Origin of the sequence: Hymenobacter actinosclerus, from assembly GCF_900111515.1 — a bacterium.
GTDB lineage: Bacteria > Bacteroidota > Bacteroidia > Cytophagales > Hymenobacteraceae > Hymenobacter > Hymenobacter actinosclerus.
The window spans coordinates 866,896-888,070 of the sequence record NZ_FOHS01000002.1; the positions used below are offsets into that span (position 1 = coordinate 866,896).

Genomic DNA, 21,175 nt, shown 5'->3' on the forward strand with positions numbered 1-21,175 from the left:
TATTGCGGTGTTACCCGCCAAGCAACGGGGGCAGGCTGCGGGTGTGTACAGCCTGCCCCCGTGGTCCAGGTTTCGATGGTGGCCGGGTTTAGCGGGCCTTGTAGTATTTGCGGGCTTCGGGCAGTTCCTGCTGAATGCTGGCGATGCGCGTGCCGTTGGAGGGGTGAGTGGAGAGGAATTCGGGTGGGGAAGCCTGGTTTTCGCGCGAATCCATGCGCTGCCAGAACTGCACGGCTCCATCGGGGTTGTAGCCGGCCATAGCCATGAAAATCAGGCCCAACCGGTCGGCTTCCGACTCCTGGTTGCGGCCGTAGCGTAGCAGGCCCAGTTGCGAACCCACGCCCACGGCCTGCAGAAACACGTTTTGAGTAGCCGTTGGGTTCTGGCCCACGGCCGCCGAAACCACCCCACCCAGGCCCTGGGCGGCCATTTGCTGGCTCATACGCTCGGAGCTGTGCTTGGCCACGGCGTGGGCAATTTCGTGGCCCATTACCACGGCCAGGCCGTTTTCGTCCTGCGTGATGGGCAGAATGCCGGTGTACACGGCCACCTTACCACCGGGCATGCACCAGGCATTTTCCTGTTTGTCCTGGATCAGGTTGAACTGCCAGGCGTAGCCTTCGAGCTGCTGCGACTGGTTTTGCTGGCTGAAGTACTGTTGCACGGCCTGCTCGATGCGCTGGCCCACGCGCTTTACCATGGCCGCCTGCGCCCCGCTGCTTACTACCTGGCTGCTGGCCAGCACCTTCTGGTATTCCTGGGCGGCCATCTGGTTCATTTCGGCATCCGAAACCAGGCTGAGCTGGCGGCGGCCGGTGATGGGAACGGTGGAACAGGCGGCGGCCATAAACAGGCAGCTGGCCAGAGCGAATTTCTTTAACATGGGAAGAGCGGATTTTGAAAGCGGGAAAAGCGGCCCCTGAGCCCGGCCCCAAGGCCCGGCGCAAACGCAACCGTTACTGAGGGCCTATACGTCAGCAACCCGCCAAAATGTTTGCATTTGGCCTAGCCCAACCAAAAACCTCCCCGTTTTGGTATCCGAGCCCCACGAATAACCCTTACTTTTGGGGTTGGTGGGGGCTGCGCGGCGCAACATATTCCGCACGGCGGTGCCTCTTCCTCTTTCAGCCTCCCAAGACAGCCTCCAACCCATGAAAATCCTGTGCATCGGCCGCAACTACGCGGAGCATATTGCCGAACTCCAGAACGAGACGCCCGCCGCGCCCGTCATTTTTGCCAAGCCCGATACGGCCCTGCTCCAGCGCAACCAGCCGTTTTTCATGCCCGACTTCTCCCAGGATATTCATCACGAGATTGAGCTGGTGCTGCGCGTGTGCAAAAACGGCAAGAACATCGAGGAGCAATTCGCGCCTACCTACTTCGATGCCATCGGGCTGGGCATCGACTTCACGGCCCGCGACCTGCAAAGCCAGCTCAAAAGCAAGGGCCTGCCCTGGGAGCTGGCCAAGGGCTTCGACGGCTCGGCCCCCATCTCCCAAACCTTTAAGCCGGTAGCCGATTTCGCCGACCTGGCCAACATCGACTTCCGGCTCGAAGTGAACGGCGAAACCCGCCAGCAGGGCAACTCGGGCCTCATGCTGCACGATTTCAACAAAATAATCAGCTACATCTCGCGTTTCATCACCCTGAAAATGGGCGACCTGATTTTCACCGGCACCCCCAGCGGCGTGGGCCCCGTGCACATCGGCGACCAGCTCACGGGTTTCATCGGCGACGAGAAAATGCTTGATCTGGCCGTTAAATAGGCTGCTTTTTCGAGCGGTTTGCTGACAGCCATTCGCTTTTAGCGTGCGTTCCGTCAGGCTTCGTGCTGCTCTCTCCCCTTCCTTTGCCAAGTTTTCGCTCTGTCTTGAAAAAGCTATCCGCTAAAAGCTATCAACTAAAAGCTCATTTTAGTCTCGCCCTGCCTTTCTTACTGTTAATGGGTGTGCAGCCCTCGGCCTGCCAGAGTCAGCAGTCGGCGCCTGCGCTGGAGCAGCCGGCGGCCGACGCTGCTGGCGGCAGCGCCACCGAAACGCCCGCCGCGCCGGGTCGGCGGGCGGGTATTCCGGCGGTGGCTCAGGGCTACTTTCTGTTTCCCATTAAGCCGGGCCAGGAGAACTTTTTGGCCGGCAGCATGGGCGAGCTGCGGCCCAACCACTTCCACGGCGGCCTCGACATCAAGACTGATGGCCGGGTGGATTTGCCGGTCTATGCCTCGGCCGACGGCTACGTGTCGCGGCTCAAGCAGAGCAGTTTCGGCTACGGCAACGTGCTCTACATCACCCACCCAAATGGCCTGACGACGGTGTACGGCCACCTCAACAGCTTTAAAGGCCCCGCGGCCGAGGAGCTGCGCCGCCAGCAGTACACCAAGCAGACCTACGAGTTGGAGCTGTTCTTCGAGCCCGGCCAGTTTGCCGTGAAGCGCGGCGAGGTGGTGGCGCTGAGCGGCAATACCGGCGGCTCGGTAGGGCCGCACGTGCATTGGGAAGTGCGCACGGCCACCGGCCACCAGCTCAACCCGTTGCAGTGGGGTGGCTTCGCCGAAATCCAGGACCACGTAGCCCCGGTGGTGCAGGCGTTTGCGGTGGAGGCGCTGGGCATTGCGGCGCGGGTGGAAGGCCGGTTTGGCAAGCGCGTGTTCGTGCCCAAGGCCCCCCTGGCCGACGGCAGCTACGCCTGGCCCGATACCATTGCCGCCAGCGGCTCGGTGGGCCTGCTGGTGCAGGGCTTCGACAGGTTTGACAAGGTGTGGAACAAGAATGGTATTCAGCAGGCCACCGTGCTCGTGAACGGGCAGCAGGTGTACCAGCACACCATTGACGACGTGCCGTTTCCCGACGGCTCGCGCCAGATAAACCGGCACGTTGACTACGAGTGGCGGGCCACCCAGGGCCGGCAGTTCGAGAAGCTGTTCGTAGACGACGGCAACGACCTGAGCATGTACACCACCGGCCCCGGCAAGGGCCGCCTGACCGTGGAGCCGGGCCAGGTGTACAACGTAGAAATCCGCCTGGCCGACTCGTACGGCAACACCACGCCGCTGCGGCTGGTGCTGCGGGGTGAGGAGCCAGCGTACTTCCACACCCGCTCGGCGGCCGTGAAAACGCCCGCCCTGAGCTACGACATCAGCCGCAACCTGCTGGTGGTAAAAACCTCGGACCCCGACACGGCCGCCGTGGCCGGGCCCGTGACGCTGCTGCGCGGCGGCCGGCGCCTCACGCTGCGCCCCAGCTACACCGACCAGAGCCAGAGCACCTACCTCTACGACCTGCGCGCCGGCCGCCCCGATTCCATCCGGTTCGGCAACCTCACCCGGCGCTTCACCCGCGAGGCCCTGATTCCGGCCGGCCGCGAGTTCGGCTTTGCCACCGCCAACCTAAGCCTGGGCTTCGGACCAAAAACGCTGTTCGACACGCTGTACTTGCAAACCAGCTACCAGCAGGGCCTCTGGACGGTGCATTTGCCCCGCACGCCGCTCTACGAGAACCTGGCCCTCACCCTGCGGCCCGACACGCCCCCCGCCGACCTGCGCCGCTCGGCCATTTACAGCGTTACGGCCAAGGGCGGCAAGGGCTACGTGGGCGGCAAGTGGAGCCCCGACGGCAGCAGCATCACGGCCTCCGTCCGGGGGTTCGGGCAATTCCGCATCCTTACTGACACCACGCCGCCCTCGGGCCGGCTGCTGAGCAAGGGCGCGAATGGAGTGGTGTTCAAGGTGGGCGACGACCTCTCGGGCCTGGCCAGCTACCAGCTGGAAGTGAACGGGCAGTTCCGGCTGCTGCGCTACGAGCACAAGAACGCCACCCTGTTCACCGAGCGCTCCGACACGCTGGGCCCGGCCCTGCGCGGCCCCGCCACCCTGCGCCTCACCGACCAGGCCGGCAACGAGAAGGTTATCAACGTAGTGCTGTAGGTCTTCTTAGCCCATAGCCAATAGCTATTAGCTGTTAGCTTTTTCCGTTGAACGAAGCCAATGGCTAACAGCTATCAGCTAATAGCTCCCACCAAGGCTCCCCCTCTTCGTTGAGGAGAGGGGGTCAGGGGGGGGTGAGGCGCACGCGGAGAACGGCCTAAACCGCGACGCTCGCGTACAACCGGATTCACCCAACCACTGAATCCCGATGTCTAAAAAGAACCTGCTCAAACGCCGCCAGCCGGTACTGCTCGGAGCCGCCGCGGCCGTGGTAACCGCCGGCGTGGCCGCCTACGCCTACTCGCGCCGCAAAAACCACCTCGACCTGCCCACCGTGGCCCACGTCGACCTGCACCGCTACGCCGGGCTGTGGTACGAAATTGCCCGCCTGCCCGTGCGCTTCGAGAAGGGCTGCCAGCACGTAACGGCCGAGTACAAAGTGCGCGCTGATGGCAAAGTGGGCGTGCGCAACACCTGCCACCAGGGCAGCATCGGCGGCCCCGCCACCACGGCTACCGCCACCGCCTGGGCCACCGACGGCACCAACGCCAAGCTCAAAGTCCAGTTCTTCTGGCCATTCACCGGCGACTACTGGATTCTGGCCCTCGACGAAGCCGACTACCAATACGCCCTGGTTGGCTCGCCCGACCGCGAAACCCTCTGGATTCTCAGCCGCATGCCGCACCTGGAGCTTTCCATCCGCGGGCGGTTGCTGGGCCGGGGCCGGGAGCTGGGCTTTCCGGTCGATGACATGCTGTTCACCCCTCAGCCGGTGGCCAGCAAGCCGTAGCGCGGGGCACTCTTCGGCCGCTACTGATTTCCCTATCTCCCGTCAACCCTCTATCTTCGCGGCATGGCAGTACCTCAAGCAGGCGAACCGGCTCCGGCCTTCGAAGCGCCCGACCAGCACGGCACCATGCATCGGCTGGCCGATTACCGGGGCCGTAAAGTGGCCCTCTACTTCTACCCCAAAGACGACACCAGCGGCTGCACTACCCAGGCCTGCAACCTGCGCGACAACTACCAGCAGCTGCTGGCGGCCGGCGTGCAGGTGCTCGGCGTGAGCATCGATTCGGCCAAGTCGCACCAGAAATTCAGTGCCAAGCACGAGCTGCCTTTTCCGCTGCTCGTGGATGAGGACAAAAAGCTGGTGGAGGCCTACGGCGTGTGGCAGGAGAAATCGATGTACGGCCGCAAGTACATGGGCACCATGCGCTACACTTTTCTGATTGATGCGGAAGGCACTATCGAGAAGGTGATAACCAAAGTCGACACCAAGAACCACGCGGCTCAGCTGCTATAAAGGCTCCGGAAGCCCCGCCACCTCGGCGGGGCTTTTTTTTAAGCAGCAGGTTTCTTCGCCAAGTGTAGGCTCCGCCCCTACATCGCTCTTGCATTTCATAATGGACAAAAAAGCCAACAGCTCCACCTAAGGGTGCTTACCTTTGCTTACCTCCTACTCCTCATAACACCTATGGCCCAGCCCACCACTTCCGAAACCCACGCCCCCGAAGCCACCAAATCGGTAGCCGAGCTGAAGCAGATTGCCGCCCAGGTGCGGCGCGACATCGTGCGCATGGTGCACGCCGTGAATTCGGGCCACCCCGGCGGCTCGCTGGGCTGCACCGAGCTGCTGGTGTCGCTCTACTTCAAAGTGATGAAGCACACGCCCGAGCCATTTGACATGGACGGCATCAACCAGGACTTGTTCTTCCTCTCGAACGGCCACATTTCGCCGGTGTTTTACTCGGTGCTGGCCCGCTCGGGCTATTTCCCGGTGAGCGAGTTGGCTACGTTCCGCAAGCTGAACTCGCGCTTGCAGGGCCACCCTGCCACCCACGAGCACCTGCCCGGCATCCGCATTGCCTCCGGCTCGCTGGGCCAGGGCCTGAGCGTGGCTACCGGCGCGGCCCAGGCTAAAAAGCTCAACGGCGACGACCGCACGGTGTTCGTGCTCATGGGCGACGGCGAGCTGGAAGAAGGCCAGATTTGGGAAGCTGCCCTCTACGCCCCCCACCACAAAGTGGATAACCTGATTGCCTTCGTTGACCGCAACGGCCAGCAGATCGACGGTCCCACGGCCGAAATTGGCGGCCTCGGCGACCTGCGACCCAAGTTCGAGTCCTTCGGCTGGCGCGTGCTCGAAACCGACGGCAACCAGTTCGAAACCCTGCTGCCTACCATCGAAGAAGCCCAAAGCCTGCTCGGCCAGGGCCAGCCGATTATGGTGATTATGGACACCCAGATGGGCTTCGGCGTCGACTTCATGATGGGCTCGCACAAGTGGCACGGCGTAGCTCCCAACGACGAGCAGCTAGCCACAGCGCTGAAGCAGCTGGAAGTGGAAAAGGCGTCGGACTATTAATCGCTGATTTTCGCTGATTAATCGTGATTTCACTGATTAGGCAGGGCTTCCTGGCCGCTGATTACGCCTCTTTCCTGCCCGAATAGCACTCTATAAAAGCCGTCTGGCTCCCCCTCTCCTTTTTCGGAGAGGGGGCCGGGGGGGTGAGGCGCGACGTTGAACGATACCTATTCCAACCCAACATGAAGCAGTGGCTGGCGTTTCTGGGGTTGTTGCTGGTGGTGGCGCTGCTGCCCGGCGCCGGCCGGGCCCAGAACGCCGCCCCGGCCCCGCCGCCGCGTACCACCCGCATCCTGTTCCTGCTCGATGCCTCGGGCTCGATGCGGGCACCCTGGGAGGGCGAGCAGCGCTGGGACGTGGCCAAGCGGCTGCTCTCCAAGATGGTGGACTCGCTCAACACCTACCCCCACCTGGAGCTGGCCCTGCGCGCCTACGGCCACCAGCATGACAACAAGGAAAACAACTGCGAGGACTCGCGGCTCGAAGTGCCGTTCGCGCCCAAAAACGCCGCCGCCATCAAAGCCCGCCTCACGTCCATTCAGCCCCGCGGCAACACGCCCATCACCTACTCGCTCTTGCAGTCGGCCCAGGATTTTCCGGCCGATAAGCAGAGCCGCAACGTGCTGATTCTGATAACCGACGGCCTCGAATCGTGCAAGGGCGACCCCTGCGCGACTTCGCTGGCCTTGCAGCGCAAGCGGGTATTTCTGAAGCCCTTCGTGATTGGCATCGGGGCCGAGCGCGAGTTTGGCCAGCAGCTGGCGTGCCTGGGCACCTACTACAACGCGGCCGACGTGAGCACCTTCCGCACCATCCTCAACGACGTGGTGGCCCAGACGCTGGCCAAAACCACCGTGGCCGTAAACCTGACCGACGAGCGGGGCCGCCCGGTGGAATCGGACGTGAACCTGACGTTTATCAACAACGTCACGGGCCAGCCCGAGTACAACTACGTGCACTACCGCAACGCCCAGGGCCAGCCCGATGCCCTCGACATCGACGCCCTTCAGAGCTACGATTTGACCATCAACACGGTGCCGCCGGTGCGGGTGGCTAACCTGGCCATCAAGCCGGGCCGGGCCAACGTGCTCACCTACAAAACGCCCCAGGGCACGCTGCGGCTCCAAAACCCCGGCCTCTCGCCCAACCCCTACGGCCGGGTGCAGGCCGTAGTACGCGCCCGCGGCAACCCCGAAACCGTGCTGGCCCTGCCCTTCGGCAGCCGCCAAAAGCTGCTGGCCGGCGACTACGAAGTGGAGCTGCTGACTTTGCCGCGGCAGCTGCGCCGCCTCTCGGTAAAGCAGGGCCAGGAAACAACTGTTACTTACGAGGCCCCCGGCATCCTCAACAGCATCTCCGACTATCAGGGCTACGGCAGCATCTACCAGCTCGGCCCCGATGGCGAGCAGACCTGGGTGTACGACCTGCCCCCCGGCGGCAGCTCCAAACTCAACCTACCCATGCAGCCGGGCGCTTACCGCCTCGTTTTCCGCACCGCCACCGCCATCGGCAGCCGCTTCACCGACGTGCGCAATTTCACCATCCGCTCGGGCCAGACCAGCTCGGTTAGCCTGTTCGGAAGGTAACCTGGCAATCCACCACTCCATGTACAACGCGTTTCGACTGCTTGAAAAGGGCTTTTTCGTACTGGCGCTGCTGGGGCTGGTTTTGCGGTCGGCTTTTGTTGGCGGGGGCCTGCCGGTTATGCTGGTTGGGATTTTGGCTTTAGCTCTGCTGTACTTCGCCGGTGGCTACTTTCAGGCCCGCCCGCCAGAGCCAGCCGGACCAGCCGGGTTGGCCCCCCTAAAACTGCCCGGCCTTCGCGTAGTCAGCGGTATTGCCTTATCATTCCTTCTGATTGGGGTGCTATTCCGGCTGCTGGCCTGGCAAGGCAGCACCGTGGAAATCGTGGCGGGCCTGGTGCTCGGGGCCGGGGTGCAGCTTTGGGCCTTTGTGGCGGGCCGCGGCTCCGGGCAGCCCGTGGCAACCAGCGTGTTCCGCCGCACGGCTTTGCTGATGGCCATCGGCGGCATCGTGCTGCTTACCCCCGTCTCGTCCATCATCCGTTGGTTTCACCGGGATGATACGGCCCTGGCGGAGAAAATGGTTTATCAGCACGAGCACCCCGACGACCCGGCCGCCGCCCAGGCAGTCCGGCAGCATTTGCAAGCCAAACCTGAGCAGCTATGAGCAACCGCGTTGCCAATCGTCCGGCGAAGTTTCCGGCGGCGACCACCCAGTTAGCCGCCGAGGGCTACGCCGTGCTGCCCGACATTTTCAACCCCGAAGAACTAGCGGCCCTGCTCCGCACCATAGCCACGGCCCCGGCCGATTCGCCCAATTTTCGCCGCAGCCGCGACGTATTCGCCATTCGCAACCTGCTGGGCGAGCTGCCGCAGCTATGGCCGCAACTCCTGGCGCCCCGCCTGCGAACTTTACTGGCGGAGCTGTTTCCGGGCCAGCCGCCGCACCTGGTAAAGGCTGTTTTCTTCGATAAGCCGGCCGGCTCCAACTGGCTGGTAGCCTGGCACCAGGATGTGATGGTGGCTGTGGACCAGCGGCGGGAGCTGCCTGGCTACGGTCCCTGGAGCAGCAAGGGCGGCGAAACCACCGTGTTGCCCCCACCCGAAATTCTGGAGAGCATCGTCACCCTACGCCTGCACCTCGACGCCTGCGACGCCACTAACGGGGCCCTGCGCGTGGTACCCGGCTCCCACCGCCGCGGCGTAATTGCCAACGATGAGTACCCGGCCCTCACGCCCCCGGCCGTAACGTGCGCCGTATCGGCCGGCGGCCTGCTGCTCATGCAGCCCCTTACCCTGCACGCCTCCCAGCGCAGCACCAGCCCCCGGCCCCGCCGCGTCATCCATCTGGAGTTCAGTGCCGCCGAGCTGCCGCCCGGTTTGCAGTGGCGCGAGCGGCTGGATTTGCTTCCCGAAGTTAAAAAGCCGGAACTTGCCCCCTGAACAGCAGGAACGTCATGCTGCGCGGAGTCGAAGCATCTCTACCGCAATGCTAATCCTGACGTTGGGTTTACCACTGCGGTAGACATGCTTCGACTACGCCTCCGGCTTCGCTCAGCATGACCGTTCTTTGTTACAACAACAACTCAAGACCTAATTCCTAAGTCCCTAAGCCCTAAAACATGAAAGACTTTCCTTACACCGAATCGAAGGACACGCGTAGCGGCTTTGGTGCCGGCCTGCACGAGCTGGGCAAAACCAACCCCAACGTGGTAGCCCTGTGCGCCGATTTGATTGGCTCACTTAAAATGGATGCCTTCGTGAAGGATTTCCCCGAGCGGTTTTTCCAGGTGGGCATTGCCGAGGCCAACATGATGGGCCTGGCCGCCGGCCTCACCATTGGCGGCAAAATTCCCTTTACCGGCACGTTCGCCAACTTCAGCACCGGCCGCGTTTACGACCAGATTCGGCAGAGCATTGCCTACTCGGGCAAAAACGTGAAAATCTGCGCCTCCCACGCCGGCCTCACGCTGGGCGAAGACGGGGCCACCCACCAGATTCTCGAAGACATCGGGCTGATGAAAATGCTGCCCCACATGACCGTCATCAACCCCTGCGACTACAACCAGACCAAGGCTGCCACGCTGGCCATTGCCGACTACGAGGGCCCCGTGTACCTGCGCTTCGGCCGCCCCGTAGTGCCCAACTTCACCCCCGCCGACCAGCCCTTTGAAATCGGCAAAGGCATCACGCTCAACGAGGGCACCGATGTGAGCATCTTCGCCACCGGCCACCTGGTTTGGAAGGCCATCCTGGCCGGCAAGCTGCTGGCCGACAAGGGCATCAACGCCGAAATTATTAACATCCACACTATCAAGCCCCTCGATGCCCGCCTGATTCTGGAATCGGCCCGCAAAACGCGTTGCGTGGTAACGGCCGAGGAGCACCAGATGAACGGTGGCCTCGGCGACTCCATTGCCCAGCTGCTGGCCCGCGAGGAGCCGTTGCCGCTGGAAATGGTAGCCGTCAACGACTCGTTCGGCGAGTCGGGCACGCCCGACCAGCTGATGGAAAAGTACGGCCTCAACGAAGCCGCCATCGTGGCCGCCGTGGAGAAGGTGATGGCCCGCAAGGCCAAGTAGTTTTTACCTGAACCTGATTACGGAACTGCCCCGGTCGCACTTGTTGCGGCCGGGGCAGTTAGGCATGTAAGGTTGTCTATTTAGTCGATTTCCAGCCTGATAACTTCTACTTTCCGCAACAGTAAGTTCTCTCCCGCTTGGCGCGGGCCGGCACTCCTAAACTAGATGGTTGGGAAAACTAAACTCGTAAACCAATTCTCCCCATCATCCGACGACTCTTGCACTTTGGGTGTTGTATTGTCCTTGTTATCAAAGTCAATTGGTCCGTAACGCGCTAGTACGTCGGCAAATGTGTGCTGGCCGGGCTGGATGCCTTTGGCTGACCGAATAGCGGAATTATTATCAAAGTCTATTCCTTCCACTACATCGTTCCTTTCGGAACGTCGCTCATTTTTAGCAACGTACACCGTAATACCTTTCTTGGCATATTTCATAGCCACCGCCGCCACATAGTTGCTACTGACACAACCACCATCCCTGAGTTTTGCGGTTCTAGTACCCATTATTTCCTTAACCCGATAATTGCTACTCAATCGGGCTCGAACCTTCCGTTCACTGGACTTTCCGGGCTGCATACCTAAGAATATACTATCTCCTTGAATCACGGACTGCCCTGCTGCGGCACTCCAGCAACCCATGATGGCTAGAACAATTAGTAAAGTCCTCATAGTGGCGTGCTTTAAGTTGACTGATTGCTGGACGTTTCACCTTCTTCCTGCTTTTCCCGCACTGGCGGCCGCTGGGCTTCGGTGCGATGGATTTCGAGAATGTACAGGCTCTTGAGCTGGTCGTAGAAGCCGTGGCGGTTGACGAGGTTGGATATCAGGTTGGCCAGCAGCGCCGTCATCATCAAATAGAAGATGATGTTGTGGCTGTTGGTCATCTCAATCACCAGGATGGACGAGGTGAAGGGGCTGCGCGTAATGCCCGTGAGGAAGCCCACCATGCCGCAGAGCACCAGCAGGTTGGTAGCCGTGTCGGAGAGGTACATCCAGCCGGCCACCACGGCCCCGATGCTGGCGCCGGCGCTGAGCGCGGGCGCGAAAATGCCGCCCGCCACGCCCGTCGAAAACGTGAGAATGGAGCCCAGCACCCGCAGCACCGGCACGTACCAAGAAAGGCGCTTGTTTTCGGTGAACAGCGTGTCGAGCATGATTTCCCGGCCCGAGCCCAGGATACGCTCATCTACCAGAATGGCCAGCAGGGCAATCAGCAGCCCGCAAACCAGCGGGAACACCATTTTCTCGACGTTGGAGGTGAGCCGCTCCTTGCGCCGCATAATGAACAGAATAGCCTCGCCCATGCCGCTGGCCGCCAGCCCACCGATAATGGCCACCAGCATCACCACGAACACCATCCAGATGGGGATGTTGTCGAGGCGCGGGTAGCCCAGGTACAGGTAGGGCCCGAGCAGGTTGAGGGCCGTGAGGCCGGCAATGATAACGCCCGTGAGCAGCGCCGACTTGAAGAAGTTGAGGTGGGTGCGCGTCAGCTCCTCAATGGCAAACACGATACCGCCCAGGGGCGTGTTGAAGGCCGAGGCCAGCCCGGCAGCGGCGCCGGTAATAATCATGTTGCGCTTGGATATTTTGGGGTACCAGCCCGGCAGCCAGCGGTTTATCTGCCGGAAAATGGCCGCCGAAATCTGGATGGTGGGCCCCTCGCGGCCAATAATGCCGCCGCCCAGAATCACGAACAGCGAGCTGAGAATTTTGATGCCCAGCACCCGCATGCTCAGCAGGCGGTTGACTTTGTAGTTGTGGCGGGGGTTGGAGAGGTCGATGGCGGCCGTAACCTGCGGGATGCCGCTGCCCCGCGCAAACGGCGCGTAGCGGTTTACCAGCCACCAGCCAATGAAAAAGCACAGCGGCGTGAGCAGCACAAACCACCATTTCGATTCGGGCGAGTGGTGGTACACGTAGCGGGTGCCCGCCTCGGCCCAGGCAAACAGCTTGGCATAGAGCACGGCCACCAGGCCCGTAATAAAGGCACCCACCCAAAACGGCAGGGCGTTGAGCAGGTCGCGTTTGAGGTGGATATTATCAATGGCGTCGAAGCGGTGCTTGAGCTGCTTCCTGATTCTATCCAGCGTATTGTTCATGCAAAATCGGGTTCAGCCGCAAAGGTGCACGATTTTGGGTGAAGGGGTCGTGAACATGTAGGGGCGCAGCTAAGCCCCGCTCCTACGGTGTGCTACTTGTCCTCCGAATTCTCCACCCGAAACTTCGGCGCCTCGTAGTCTTTGGGCAGGTAGCTGGCGGGAATGGTGGTCTGGCTGCCGTCGCGCACGGCGCGGTAGTGGGGCGACATAATTTCGACGCCGGCCTCGTTGAAGCGGTCCTGGATATTTTGGTGGATGCGCGAGTAGATGCCGGCCTGCTTGCCAGCGGCGCGGGTGTAAAAGTTGAGCTCGTAGGCCACGTACCAGTCGTCGAGGCTGGTTTGGAGCACGAACGGGGCGGGGTCAGTCAGCACGTCGTCCGTTACGGCGGCGGCCAGCAGCAGCTGGTGCACCTGGGGCCAGGGCACATCGTAGCCAATGGTGACGCCGGTGTGCATAATCAGGCCCAGGGTGGGACAGGCCGTGGAGTAATTGGTGGTGTAGGAGCTCATCACCAAGGAATTGGGAATCGTGATTTCCTCGTTTTTAGGCGTGCGGATGCGGGTCACGAGCAGGGTTTTCTCCACGATGTCACCCGTCACGTCGCCGATTTTCACCCGGTCGCCAATCTTGTAGGCCCGCATGTAGGTGAGCACCAGCCCGGCCACGATGTTGGAGAGCGAGCCACCCGAGCCGAACGTGAACAGAAAGCCCAGAAACACCGATACGCCCTGGAATACCGGCGAATCGGAGCCCGGCAGGTAGGGGAAAATCACGACCAGCGCGAAGGCCCACACCAGCACCCGCACAATCTGATAGGTGGGGTTGGCCCAGTCGGGGTAGAAACCCTCGATGGTGAGGTTGCCCTCGCGGATTTCCTCCTTGATCGAATAAATGGCCTTGAGCACGTAACGGAACACGGCCACAATCACGATGATGGTGAACAGGTTGGGCAGGTAGTTCCAGAAGGCCAGCGCAATGCGCCGCAGCGGGTTGAAGATGTAGCCCAGCAGCGTGTCGGCAATGTCCTGGGTGCCGGGGAAGATGCTGAACACGATGGGCAGCACCAGGTAGATGGCCAGCAGCACCACCACCCATTTCAGCACCGTCAGCAGCAGCAGCACGGAGCTTAGCTGGCGCTGCTCGTTGAAGAACTCGTAGTTGCCCAGCTTGATGCCCTTAAACCAGGTGCCTTCCTTGGCGGCCAGTTTGGTGCCAATCCAGCGGAAAAGCACGAAAATGTACTTCACCGTAAAATACAGCACAACGAGCACAAGCAGCGTCAGGCCGATTTCCCTGGCCTTATTCAGCAGGCTGTTGTGCTCCTTGTACTGCGCCACGGCCTCCACAATGCGGGCCCGGTGCCGGCGGGCCAGCGAGTCGCGGCTCACGTTGTGCCAGAGCGCGTCGTTTTCGCTGATGCTTTGCAGCACCTGCTCGCCGTACATCAGGTCGGTGCTCTGCTCCGAGGGGTAGATGCGCAGCGAATCGGGGCTGAAAAAGGCCGATTTTTCGAGGCGCTTGATTTTTTCTTCCGTGAGCTGGGCGCGCTCCTGGGGCGAAAAGGGCCCGAGCCTGGTGTACACGTAAAAGAGCGTATCGTCGTAGGGGGCCACCGGGAAGCCCTGGGCGTTCACCTTCAGCGAGTCGATGTAGCGGCGCGAGCGGGCCTTGCGCAACGAGTCGACCCGGCGCAGGGCCCCGAGCTCGGTGACCAGCTCCCGCTCCCGGCGCTTGTCGGCCGTACCGCTTTTGAGCGTCAGCAGCTCGGCCTGGATTTGTTCGAGCCGGCTGGTGTTGGCCCGCCTGAGCGAGTCGATGCGGCGCAGCACCTTGGTATCGGACACCAGGTTTTCGGAGCGGGCCGAGTCCTGGGCCTTGGTGGGGGCGGGCGGGGCCACGGCGGCCTTTGGGGCGGCCGGCGCCTGTTTCATGGGGGGCGGAATCACCTGGGCACTAGCCGCCGGCAGCAGCCCATTCATCCACAGCAGCAGCGCACAAAGCGCGAAACGAAAATTCATACAGGACAGCTTGCAAACGCGGCGGGCAGGAGCCGCCGCGCGTTTCGGTTTAGCGGTAATGATAAGGAAAAGCCGCCTGCTTTGGCGCGCCGCCCAGCCCGATTTAGACCTGCGGCCCGTTTTCATCGACCAACGGCCGCGCCGGGCCCGCTTACCTTTGCGCTGGGAAGGCGCTTAACCAAGCCTCACTCCCGCTTCTGCGCCCGGCCGCCGGCGCTGCCAGCCGGCCACCGGCCCTACTGCTCACCCCTGCTGCATGCCCAAGCTTTACCTGCTCGTTGCCCTGTTATTAGTACTGCTGACTGCTTCCGCCCGCGCCCAAAGCAAGCCCCCGGCCGACACCACGCTCATCGTGTACGCGGGCCAGCTGACGGGCGCCTACAGCAGCGGCGGCGTCAACCGCACGCTGCTCTCCACCACCCAGGATATCACCATCAGCCGCGGCCCGCACTTTGGTCTGCCGCTGAACGGGCGCTTCGCCTACGGCAAGCAGAACGGGCTGCTACAGGAGCGCGAATTGCTGCTCAACACCACGCCCTACTACTGGCGCGGGCGGTTCCGGGCCTACGCGCTGGGTGGGTTCGAGCGCAGCAACCTGCGCGGCATCACGCGGCGGGTGCAGCTGGGCGCCGGGCCGGGCTGGGCCCTCTACTCCGATTCGCTGGGCCGCGAGGTGGCCGTTAGCAACCTCCTCATCCGCGAGCAAACCAACTTTTTCGACGGCCGCACGGTGGTCACGGCCCGCAACTCGACCCGCCTGAAAATCGTGTACTCCTACAAAACGCTCACCTTCAATTCCAGTACGCTCTTTCAACCTTCGCTGGAAAAGCTCAGCAACTACCGCTTCAGCAGCGTGGCGGCGGCCAGCCTCAAACTCATCAACAACCTGGCCGTCACGCTGGCCTACAATTACACCTTCGACTCGCAGTACAGCGAAGGCAAAGTGCCCGAAAACACCAACATTACCATAGGTTTTTCTTACTCGACGAAGCGCTAGAGACCTTTACAAAGCCGGCGGCGGCTATTTCCACCACGCGGCCAGCTCCTGCTGCCGGGCCTCTTTATCGTTGTTGAAACAGGCCCGCTGGTAAACGGCCCAGCCATTGGCCAGGTACTTTTCGGCCGGCGAAAACTCCCCGGCACCGATGTCGAGGTCGCCGCTGTTGGCAATGCGGTAGTCGCCCCAGTTGCAGCGCTTCACAGCGCCGGTTTTGTACGATTGCCAGGTGCCCACAAACTGGTTGTTGGCAAAGCCGTCGGCGTAGCTGGTCAGGTCGTCGTAGCGCAGCCGGCCGGCCTGGTCCTGGTACCAGCGCGAGTGCAGCACCCCGCGGAATACGCCCGCGCCGGGCTGGCCGGCCGGTTCTCGCAGCTCATACTCGGCCAGCACGAGCCCGGCTTTTACGGCCGGGCTGGGCGCGTCGTCGAGCAGGCGCGGCAGCTGCTGGCTTTCGCGCACGTGCAGCACCCGGAAAGTGCCAGTGAAAGCCATAATAGTAGTGCGCACCTTCGATTTACCCGTGACGAGGTAGCGGCCGGGCTGCTGCGGGTCGGGGCGCACCGTCAGCAGCTTCAGGTGCAGGCGCTGGTAGTTGTCGCCGATAAACCCCACCACCGGCACCGGCTCGGTGGCCACCCACAGCGGCCCGAACGAGCGGGCCGCGTACTGCGCGCGCAGCTCGGTGGTCTTCAGCGCTTCGTCGGCCAGCAGCTGTTGCCGGTACCGCTCGCTCTCGGCGGGCAGCGCGGCGGCCCCCAGCAGCCCGATGGCCAGGGCAGTTTTTACAGGACAAAGCAATACAGTTGGCATACAGACTATTACAAAATTCAAGCAGCCGAATCAGCCTAAACATAGGTAATTTCGACCGGCCGCGTTAAACCTGGTTGCCGCCGCGGCCTCTAATGCCCGAACCCGCCCCTACCCCACCCGCCCCGCCTGCGCCCTTTGGAAGACCAGGAAATCCTTGCCAAGTTCCGCGACCCGACCACCCGTAACGTGGCCTTCAACCAGCTCGTGCGCAAATACCAGCGCCCGGTGTACTGGCACGTGCGCAAAATGGTGGTGAGCCACGATGATGCCGACGACCTGACCCAGGACGTGTTCGTGAAGGTCTGGAACCACCTCGACGGCTTCCGGCAGGACGCCTCGCTCTACACCTGGATTTACCGCATTGCCACCAACGAGTGCCTGAGCTGGCTGAAAAGCAAGCGCCGCAAGTTCCTGCTGCCCCTCACCGACGTCACGGCCGAGCTCAGCGCCCAGCTCGAAGCCGACGAAAGCCTGGCCGGCGACGAAATCGAGCTGAAGCTGCAAAAAGCCATCCTCACGCTGCCCGACAAGCAGCGGCTGGTCTTCAACCTGCGCTACTACGACGAGATGCCCTACGAGCAGATGGCCGAAGTAACCGGCACCAGCGTGGGGGCCCTTAAAGCTTCCTACCACCACGCCGTGAAGAAAGTCGAGGCATTTGTCACTGCCAGCTAGCTTCCCGTTAAACCTCTGCTCCGTATTTTCTTCCAACTGCCATGAATACGCCTTTCAACCTGGATGAGCACCGCCGCAACCGGCCCCGGCCCACGCTGGCCCCGCCGCCCGAGCGCTACTTCGAGCAGCTGCCGATGCGCGTGATGCAGCGGGTGCAGCCCACGCCTGCCGCCGCTTCTGGCTGGGGCTGGCTGGCCGCCCTTACGGCCCCGATGCGCACGGCCCTGGCTTCGGCCGTGGTGCTGGGCAGCTTCGCGGCCGCATTCTGGCTGACTCCGGCCACTCCGCTGACTGCGCTGGGCTCCGATGCCCTGGCCCGGGTGCCGCAGGAGCAGCTGCTCAGCTACCTGCTTACCACCGACCAGCGCATCACGCTCACCGATTTGGCCGAGGTGCCCGGCACGGCCCACGCCACGCCCGCCAGCACCTACTGGCAGGCCTCGCCTGATGAGCTGCGCGACCTGCTCGACGAGCAGCCCACCGACGAAGGCTATCTGTAAATTTTGCATCCCCTTTTCGCTTTCTTTTTATTCCGATGAACTACCTGTTTCGTACCCTGCTACTGTTGAGCTTGCTAACGGCCGGCCTGCTGCCCGAGGCCGTTGCCCAGCGCGGCGGCGGCAACCGTCAGGAGCGGCTGAGCCAGCTCGAAAATGCCCGCGTGGCCTACATCACCCAGCGCGTTGCGCTTACCCCCGAGCAGGCCCAGAAGTTCTGGCCCCTCTACAACGAGTTCACGGCCAAGCGCCGCGACCTGAACCAGCGCCTGCGCCAGCTGCGCCCCAGCCAGACCGATGCCCTGAGCGAGCAGCAGCTGCGCGACAATTTCAGTCAGTCGTTCAAGCTCCGCCAGCAGGACATCGAACTCGAAAAAGACTACTTCGACAAGTTCCAGCGCGTCATCAGTGTGCGGCAGGTGGCGGCCCTGTTCCTGGCCGAGCGCCAGTTCACCCGCGAAGTGCTCAAGCGCGTGGCCGACCGTCAGGGCCGCGGCCCGGCTGGCGGCACCGACGACTAGCGGGCCCGGATATACCACGCAAAAGCCAGCCGTTGCGCACGAACATGCGTAGCGGCTGGCTTTTGCGTGGGTAACCGGGCGTACCTTTGCGGCATGCTTACTCCCCGCCAGCTTTTCCTGCGCCACCAGGCCCAGACCTCCGATTTTCCGTTGCTGCTGGAAATTGAGCGGGCCGAGGGCGTGTATATGTACGCCTCCGACGGCACCCGCTACCTCGACCTGATTTCCGGCATCGGCGTCAGCAACGTGGGCCACCGCCACCCGCGGGTGCTGGCCGCCATTCACGAGCAGCTCGATAAGTATCTGCACCTGATGGTGTACGGCGAAGTGGTGCAGGCGCCGCCGGCCCGGCTGGCCCAGGCCCTCACCGCCACCCTGCCCGCGCGCCTCGACAACGTGTACTTCACCAACTCGGGCACCGAGGCCGTGGAAGGGGCCCTGAAGCTGGCCAAGCGCCACACCGATCGCACCGGGCTCATCAGCTGCCACAACGCCTACCACGGCTCCACCCACGGCGCCCTCAGCATCACGGGTTCCGAAGGTTTCAAGAACGCCTTCCGGCCCCTGCTGCCCGATGTGCGCCACATCCGCCACAATAGGTTCGAGGACTTACTGCTTATTGATGAGCACACGGCGGCCGTGGTCATCGAAACGGTGCAGGGCGAGGCGGGCGTGCGCGTGCCGGCTCCCGGCTACCTGCCGGCCCTGCGCCAGCGCTGCACCGAGGTGGGCGCGCTGCTCATTCTGGACGAGATTCAGTGCGGCTTTGGGCGCACGGGCACGCTCTGGGCTTTCGAGCAGTTCGGCATCGAGCCCGACATCCTGCTCACGGCCAAGGGCATGGGCGGCGGCATGCCCATCGGCGCCTTCATTGCCCCCCAGCACATCATGGCCGGCTTCAAAACCGATCCTATTCTGGGCCATTGCACTACGTTTGGCGGCCACCCGGTGTCGTGCGCCGCTTCGCTGGCCACACTACGGGTTATTCAGGAAGAAAACCTGCTGGCCGGCGTAGCGGCCAAAGCGGCGCGCTTCCGCGAAAAGCTCGTGCACCCCGGCATCCGAGAGGTACGCAACTGCGGGCTGCTAATGGCCGTCGAGTTCGACTCGTTCGACGTACTTAAGCCGCTCATCGACCGCGCCCTCTGGGAGCAGCATCTGCTCACCGACTGGTTCCTGTTCTGCGACAACTCGCTACGCATTGCCCCACCCCTTACCATCACGATGGAGCAGATTGACGAAGCCTGCGCAGGGCTACTTTCAGCAATTAGAAATTAAAGGTGAAAAATTAAAAATGCCGCTGAAAAAGCTCGACATGGGATTTTCAGCGGCATTTTTAATTTTTCACCTTTAATTTCTAACTCATTTCAACAGCGCCATGGCTTCCGACTTGACCCGTTCGCGGGGCAGACCGTCGCGCACGCCCTGCGAAATGCTGCGTACCAGGCCGGCGACGATGTTGGGGGCGAAACCCAGCCGCTGGGCCATATCGATGCAGAAGCGCATTTCGGTGTCGTCGACTACGCCGTCGGCCAGCATCATGTCCACGAGGTCGAAAATCTGGTCGAAGCGTTCCGAATCGTTGTCGGGCAGCAGCATGTCGTGGGCACTGGCGTTGCCCACCAGGGCGCGCACTTCGCCGGCGCGCATGCCGCTTTTACGGCCCACGGCTACAATGAAATTCATTTCCCGCTCGTCGATGTGCCCGTCGGCCTTGGCCAGTGCGGCCAGGTTAACGAGGTGGCTTTTAACCTTTCTGGTCTGCTCACTTTCAAAAAAACCGAACATGGGGCGGGTATTTGGCAGGGAAGAACGAGGATAAACGAGGGCCTCCGGATGGCTCCGGAGTGGAGCCGCCCGGCTGCAACGAAAGTTAAGTTAGAGCTTTAACAGCCAATACGCAACAGGCCCGATATGCCGCCCCTCCAAAAGCTGTACGTTCAACTAGTGTTGGGTTTGCATTTATAGGCGCAGGTAGCGTAGATTCGGCGCAAATTGCGCACCTTTGGCAGCTGCGGCTCAGCTGGCCGCTTTGCTTACGGAAGAAACAGTAAATATGATGAAACGCATTGCAGTTTTCACTAGCGGAGGCGATGCGCCCGGCATGAACGCCTGCATCCGGGCCGTGGTCCGCACCGCCGTTTACCACGGCATCGAAGTGTACGGCATCATGCGCGGCTACAGCGGCATGGTGAAGGGCGAGTTTGTAAAGCTCGACTCGGCCTCCGTTTCCAACACCATTCAAAAGGGCGGCACCATCCTCAAATCGGCCCGCAGCCAGTCGTTCCAGACCCGCGAGGGCCGGCAGCTGGCCTTCGACCAGCTCGTCAACCACGGCATCGACGGGCTGGTGGCCATCGGCGGCAATGGCACCTTTACCGGCGCTACGCTTTTCGAGCAGGAGTTCGGTATTCCGATTGTGGGCGCGCCCGGCACCATCGACAACGACCTATACGGTACCGATTACACCATTGGCTACGACACGGCCGTGAACACGGCCCTGGAGGCCATTGACAAGATCCGCGACACGGCCGACTCGCACGACCGGTGCTTTTTTGTGGAGGTAATGGGCCGCGACTCGGGCTACATTGCCATTCCATGCGCCATCGGGGGCGGGGCCGAAATCGTGCTGATTCCCGAAACCCAGCTCTCGACCGAGGCAGTAATCGAAACCCTTAAAAACGGGCATAACCGCTCCAAGACTTCGTTTCTGGTCGTTATTGCCGAGGGCGATGAGGAGGGCTATGCCCACGAAGTGGCCCGGCAGGTGAAGGCTGCCATTCCGCAGCTCGACACCCGCGTAACGGTTATCGGCCACATTCAGCGCGGCGGCGCCCCCTCGGCCGCCGACCGGATGCTGGCCTCGCAAATCGGCATTGCCGCCGTGGAAGGCCTCATGAACGGCATGCACAACGTTATGGCCGGTATCGTCGACCGCAAGCTGGTGTACACGCCCTTCGCCGACACCATTCACAAGCGCAAGCTCATCAACCAGAGCTTTATGCGGATGGTGGAAATCCTGAACGCGTAAAAGCTGCCTGGCTGATTGCGAACAGCTTACCGACGAACAAACCCATTATTTCCCTGCCCGAGCACTATGCTTTGGCAGGGATTTTGTTTTTAATTGAAAAGTTCCCCTTCCAACCTTTTTATCTTTTGTG

The 21,175-nt window shown here is 62.1% G+C and carries 21 protein-coding genes; 15 read left to right on the top strand and 6 right to left on the bottom strand.

The features are described 5' to 3' along the window. Positions 1-88 precede the first annotated feature (88 nt). The gene (locus BMY67_RS10010) at positions 89-883 is read right to left on the bottom strand and encodes a M48 family metallopeptidase (RefSeq protein ID WP_092771004.1); all 795 of its coding nucleotides are present in this window, start codon (positions 881-883) and stop codon (positions 89-91) included. 268 nt (positions 884-1,151) lie between these two features. Between BMY67_RS10010 and BMY67_RS10015 the strand changes: the two genes are divergently transcribed. From BMY67_RS10015 to BMY67_RS10055, 9 genes are all read left to right on the top strand, one after another. Further along, positions 1,152-1,766 (top strand): fumarylacetoacetate hydrolase family protein, encoded by a 615-nt coding sequence (locus BMY67_RS10015; protein WP_092771006.1) that lies wholly within the window; start codon positions 1,152-1,154, stop codon positions 1,764-1,766. A 176-nt stretch (positions 1,767-1,942) separates the two neighbouring features. Next, a complete protein-coding gene (locus tag BMY67_RS10020) occupies positions 1,943-3,919 on the top strand; it encodes a M23 family metallopeptidase (protein WP_092771008.1) in 1,977 nt (658 codons plus the stop codon). Positions 3,920-4,127: 208 nt separating this feature from the next. Further along, entirely contained in the window at positions 4,128-4,709 is a 582-nt protein-coding gene (locus BMY67_RS10025) for a lipocalin family protein (protein WP_092771010.1), read from the top strand. Positions 4,710-4,772: 63 nt separating this feature from the next. Further along, positions 4,773-5,222, top strand: a complete 450-nt coding sequence (gene bcp, locus BMY67_RS10030) for a thioredoxin-dependent thiol peroxidase (RefSeq protein ID WP_092771012.1) — start codon at positions 4,773-4,775, stop codon at positions 5,220-5,222. 171 nt (positions 5,223-5,393) lie between these two features. Then, entirely contained in the window at positions 5,394-6,284 is an 891-nt protein-coding gene (locus BMY67_RS10035) for a transketolase (RefSeq protein WP_092771014.1), read from the top strand. Positions 6,285-6,466: 182 nt separating this feature from the next. Beyond that, entirely contained in the window at positions 6,467-7,870 is a 1,404-nt protein-coding gene (locus tag BMY67_RS10040; protein ID WP_092771016.1) for a vWA domain-containing protein, read from the top strand. A 277-nt stretch (positions 7,871-8,147) separates the two neighbouring features. Further along, complete coding sequence (locus tag BMY67_RS18935) at positions 8,148-8,474, top strand: hypothetical protein (RefSeq protein WP_143069772.1); 327 nt, start codon at positions 8,148-8,150, stop codon at positions 8,472-8,474. Next, complete coding sequence (locus BMY67_RS10050) at positions 8,471-9,250, top strand: phytanoyl-CoA dioxygenase family protein (protein ID WP_092771021.1); 780 nt, start codon at positions 8,471-8,473, stop codon at positions 9,248-9,250. Before BMY67_RS18935 ends, BMY67_RS10050 begins: the two co-directional genes overlap by 4 nt. 179 nt (positions 9,251-9,429) lie before the next feature. After that, a complete protein-coding gene (locus BMY67_RS10055) occupies positions 9,430-10,389 on the top strand; it encodes a transketolase family protein (RefSeq protein WP_092771023.1) in 960 nt (319 codons plus the stop codon). Positions 10,390-10,550: 161 nt separating this feature from the next. On the opposite strand, the gene BMY67_RS18940 is transcribed toward BMY67_RS10055, so the two are convergent. The 3 genes from BMY67_RS18940 to BMY67_RS10065 form a co-directional block, all read right to left on the bottom strand. Continuing rightward, the gene (locus tag BMY67_RS18940; protein WP_143069773.1) at positions 10,551-11,057 is read right to left on the bottom strand and encodes a hypothetical protein; all 507 of its coding nucleotides are present in this window, start codon (positions 11,055-11,057) and stop codon (positions 10,551-10,553) included. Positions 11,058-11,068: 11 nt separating this feature from the next. Next, positions 11,069-12,490: a chloride channel protein gene (locus tag BMY67_RS10060; protein ID WP_092771025.1), complete on the bottom strand. Its 1,422-nt coding sequence runs from the start codon at positions 12,488-12,490 to the stop codon at positions 11,069-11,071. A gap of 92 nt (positions 12,491-12,582) precedes the next feature. Further along, on the bottom strand, positions 12,583-14,511 hold the full coding sequence (locus tag BMY67_RS10065; RefSeq protein ID WP_245744983.1) for a mechanosensitive ion channel family protein: 1,929 nt from the start codon (positions 14,509-14,511) through the stop codon (positions 12,583-12,585). A gap of 256 nt (positions 14,512-14,767) precedes the next feature. On the opposite strand from BMY67_RS10065, the gene BMY67_RS10070 reads away from it, so the two are divergent. Beyond that, entirely contained in the window at positions 14,768-15,508 is a 741-nt protein-coding gene (locus BMY67_RS10070) for a DUF481 domain-containing protein (protein WP_092771027.1), read from the top strand. Positions 15,509-15,532: 24 nt separating this feature from the next. Here the strand turns inward: BMY67_RS10070 and BMY67_RS10075 are convergent, their stop codons facing one another. Next, positions 15,533-16,321, bottom strand: a complete 789-nt coding sequence (locus BMY67_RS10075; protein WP_177189775.1) for a hypothetical protein — start codon at positions 16,319-16,321, stop codon at positions 15,533-15,535. A gap of 135 nt (positions 16,322-16,456) precedes the next feature. Here BMY67_RS10075 and BMY67_RS10080 point away from each other — a divergent pair, with 135 nt between their 5' ends. The 4 genes from BMY67_RS10080 to BMY67_RS10095 all read left to right on the top strand — a co-directional run bounded on the left by BMY67_RS10080 (position 16,457) and on the right by BMY67_RS10095 (position 19,292). Further along, positions 16,457-16,996 (top strand): RNA polymerase sigma factor, encoded by a 540-nt coding sequence (locus tag BMY67_RS10080; RefSeq protein ID WP_092771031.1) that lies wholly within the window; start codon positions 16,457-16,459, stop codon positions 16,994-16,996. Between the two features lie 41 nt (positions 16,997-17,037). Further along, positions 17,038-17,496: a hypothetical protein gene (locus BMY67_RS10085; RefSeq protein ID WP_092771033.1), complete on the top strand. Its 459-nt coding sequence runs from the start codon at positions 17,038-17,040 to the stop codon at positions 17,494-17,496. Positions 17,497-17,531: 35 nt separating this feature from the next. Further along, positions 17,532-18,014 carry a hypothetical protein gene (locus tag BMY67_RS10090; RefSeq protein ID WP_092771035.1) on the top strand — a complete coding sequence of 161 codons (483 nt, stop codon included), beginning with the start codon at positions 17,532-17,534 and terminating at the stop codon, positions 18,012-18,014. 93 nt (positions 18,015-18,107) lie between these two features. Continuing rightward, on the top strand, positions 18,108-19,292 hold the full coding sequence (locus tag BMY67_RS10095) for an aspartate aminotransferase family protein (RefSeq protein WP_092771037.1): 1,185 nt from the start codon (positions 18,108-18,110) through the stop codon (positions 19,290-19,292). Positions 19,293-19,376: 84 nt separating this feature from the next. Here BMY67_RS10095 and BMY67_RS10100 read toward each other — a convergent pair whose 3' ends face one another. Further along, entirely contained in the window at positions 19,377-19,802 is a 426-nt protein-coding gene (locus BMY67_RS10100) for a tellurite resistance TerB family protein (RefSeq protein ID WP_092771039.1), read from the bottom strand. A 271-nt stretch (positions 19,803-20,073) separates the two neighbouring features. Between BMY67_RS10100 and pfkA the strand changes: the two genes are divergently transcribed. Further along, a complete protein-coding gene (pfkA, locus tag BMY67_RS10105; protein ID WP_092771675.1) occupies positions 20,074-21,045 on the top strand; it encodes a 6-phosphofructokinase in 972 nt (323 codons plus the stop codon). Positions 21,046-21,175: the final 130 nt, after the last annotated feature.

Coding starts and splice junctions, on each gene's coding strand:
- BMY67_RS10015 (WP_092771006.1), top strand. CDS start 1,152: ATGAAAATCCTGTGCATCGGCCGCAACTACGCGGAGCATATTGCCGAA.
- BMY67_RS10055 (WP_092771023.1), top strand. CDS start 9,430: ATGAAAGACTTTCCTTACACCGAATCGAAGGACACGCGTAGCGGCTTT.
- BMY67_RS10010 (WP_092771004.1), bottom strand. CDS start 883: ATGTTAAAGAAATTCGCTCTGGCCAGCTGCCTGTTTATGGCCGCCGCC.
- bcp (WP_092771012.1), top strand. CDS start 4,773: ATGGCAGTACCTCAAGCAGGCGAACCGGCTCCGGCCTTCGAAGCGCCC.
- BMY67_RS10025 (WP_092771010.1), top strand. CDS start 4,128: ATGTCTAAAAAGAACCTGCTCAAACGCCGCCAGCCGGTACTGCTCGGA.
- BMY67_RS10020 (WP_092771008.1), top strand. CDS start 1,943: ATGGGTGTGCAGCCCTCGGCCTGCCAGAGTCAGCAGTCGGCGCCTGCG.
- BMY67_RS10090 (WP_092771035.1), top strand. CDS start 17,532: ATGAACTACCTGTTTCGTACCCTGCTACTGTTGAGCTTGCTAACGGCC.
- pfkA (WP_092771675.1), top strand. CDS start 20,074: ATGAAACGCATTGCAGTTTTCACTAGCGGAGGCGATGCGCCCGGCATG.
- BMY67_RS10095 (WP_092771037.1), top strand. CDS start 18,108: ATGCTTACTCCCCGCCAGCTTTTCCTGCGCCACCAGGCCCAGACCTCC.
- BMY67_RS10040 (WP_092771016.1), top strand. CDS start 6,467: ATGAAGCAGTGGCTGGCGTTTCTGGGGTTGTTGCTGGTGGTGGCGCTG.
- BMY67_RS10070 (WP_092771027.1), top strand. CDS start 14,768: ATGCCCAAGCTTTACCTGCTCGTTGCCCTGTTATTAGTACTGCTGACT.
- BMY67_RS10075 (WP_177189775.1), bottom strand. CDS start 16,321: ATGCCAACTGTATTGCTTTGTCCTGTAAAAACTGCCCTGGCCATCGGG.
- BMY67_RS18940 (WP_143069773.1), bottom strand. CDS start 11,057: ATGAGGACTTTACTAATTGTTCTAGCCATCATGGGTTGCTGGAGTGCC.
- BMY67_RS10100 (WP_092771039.1), bottom strand. CDS start 19,802: ATGTTCGGTTTTTTTGAAAGTGAGCAGACCAGAAAGGTTAAAAGCCAC.
- BMY67_RS10065 (WP_245744983.1), bottom strand. CDS start 14,511: ATGAATTTTCGTTTCGCGCTTTGTGCGCTGCTGCTGTGGATGAATGGG.
- BMY67_RS10050 (WP_092771021.1), top strand. CDS start 8,471: ATGAGCAACCGCGTTGCCAATCGTCCGGCGAAGTTTCCGGCGGCGACC.
- BMY67_RS10060 (WP_092771025.1), bottom strand. CDS start 12,490: ATGAACAATACGCTGGATAGAATCAGGAAGCAGCTCAAGCACCGCTTC.
- BMY67_RS10085 (WP_092771033.1), top strand. CDS start 17,038: ATGAATACGCCTTTCAACCTGGATGAGCACCGCCGCAACCGGCCCCGG.
- BMY67_RS10035 (WP_092771014.1), top strand. CDS start 5,394: ATGGCCCAGCCCACCACTTCCGAAACCCACGCCCCCGAAGCCACCAAA.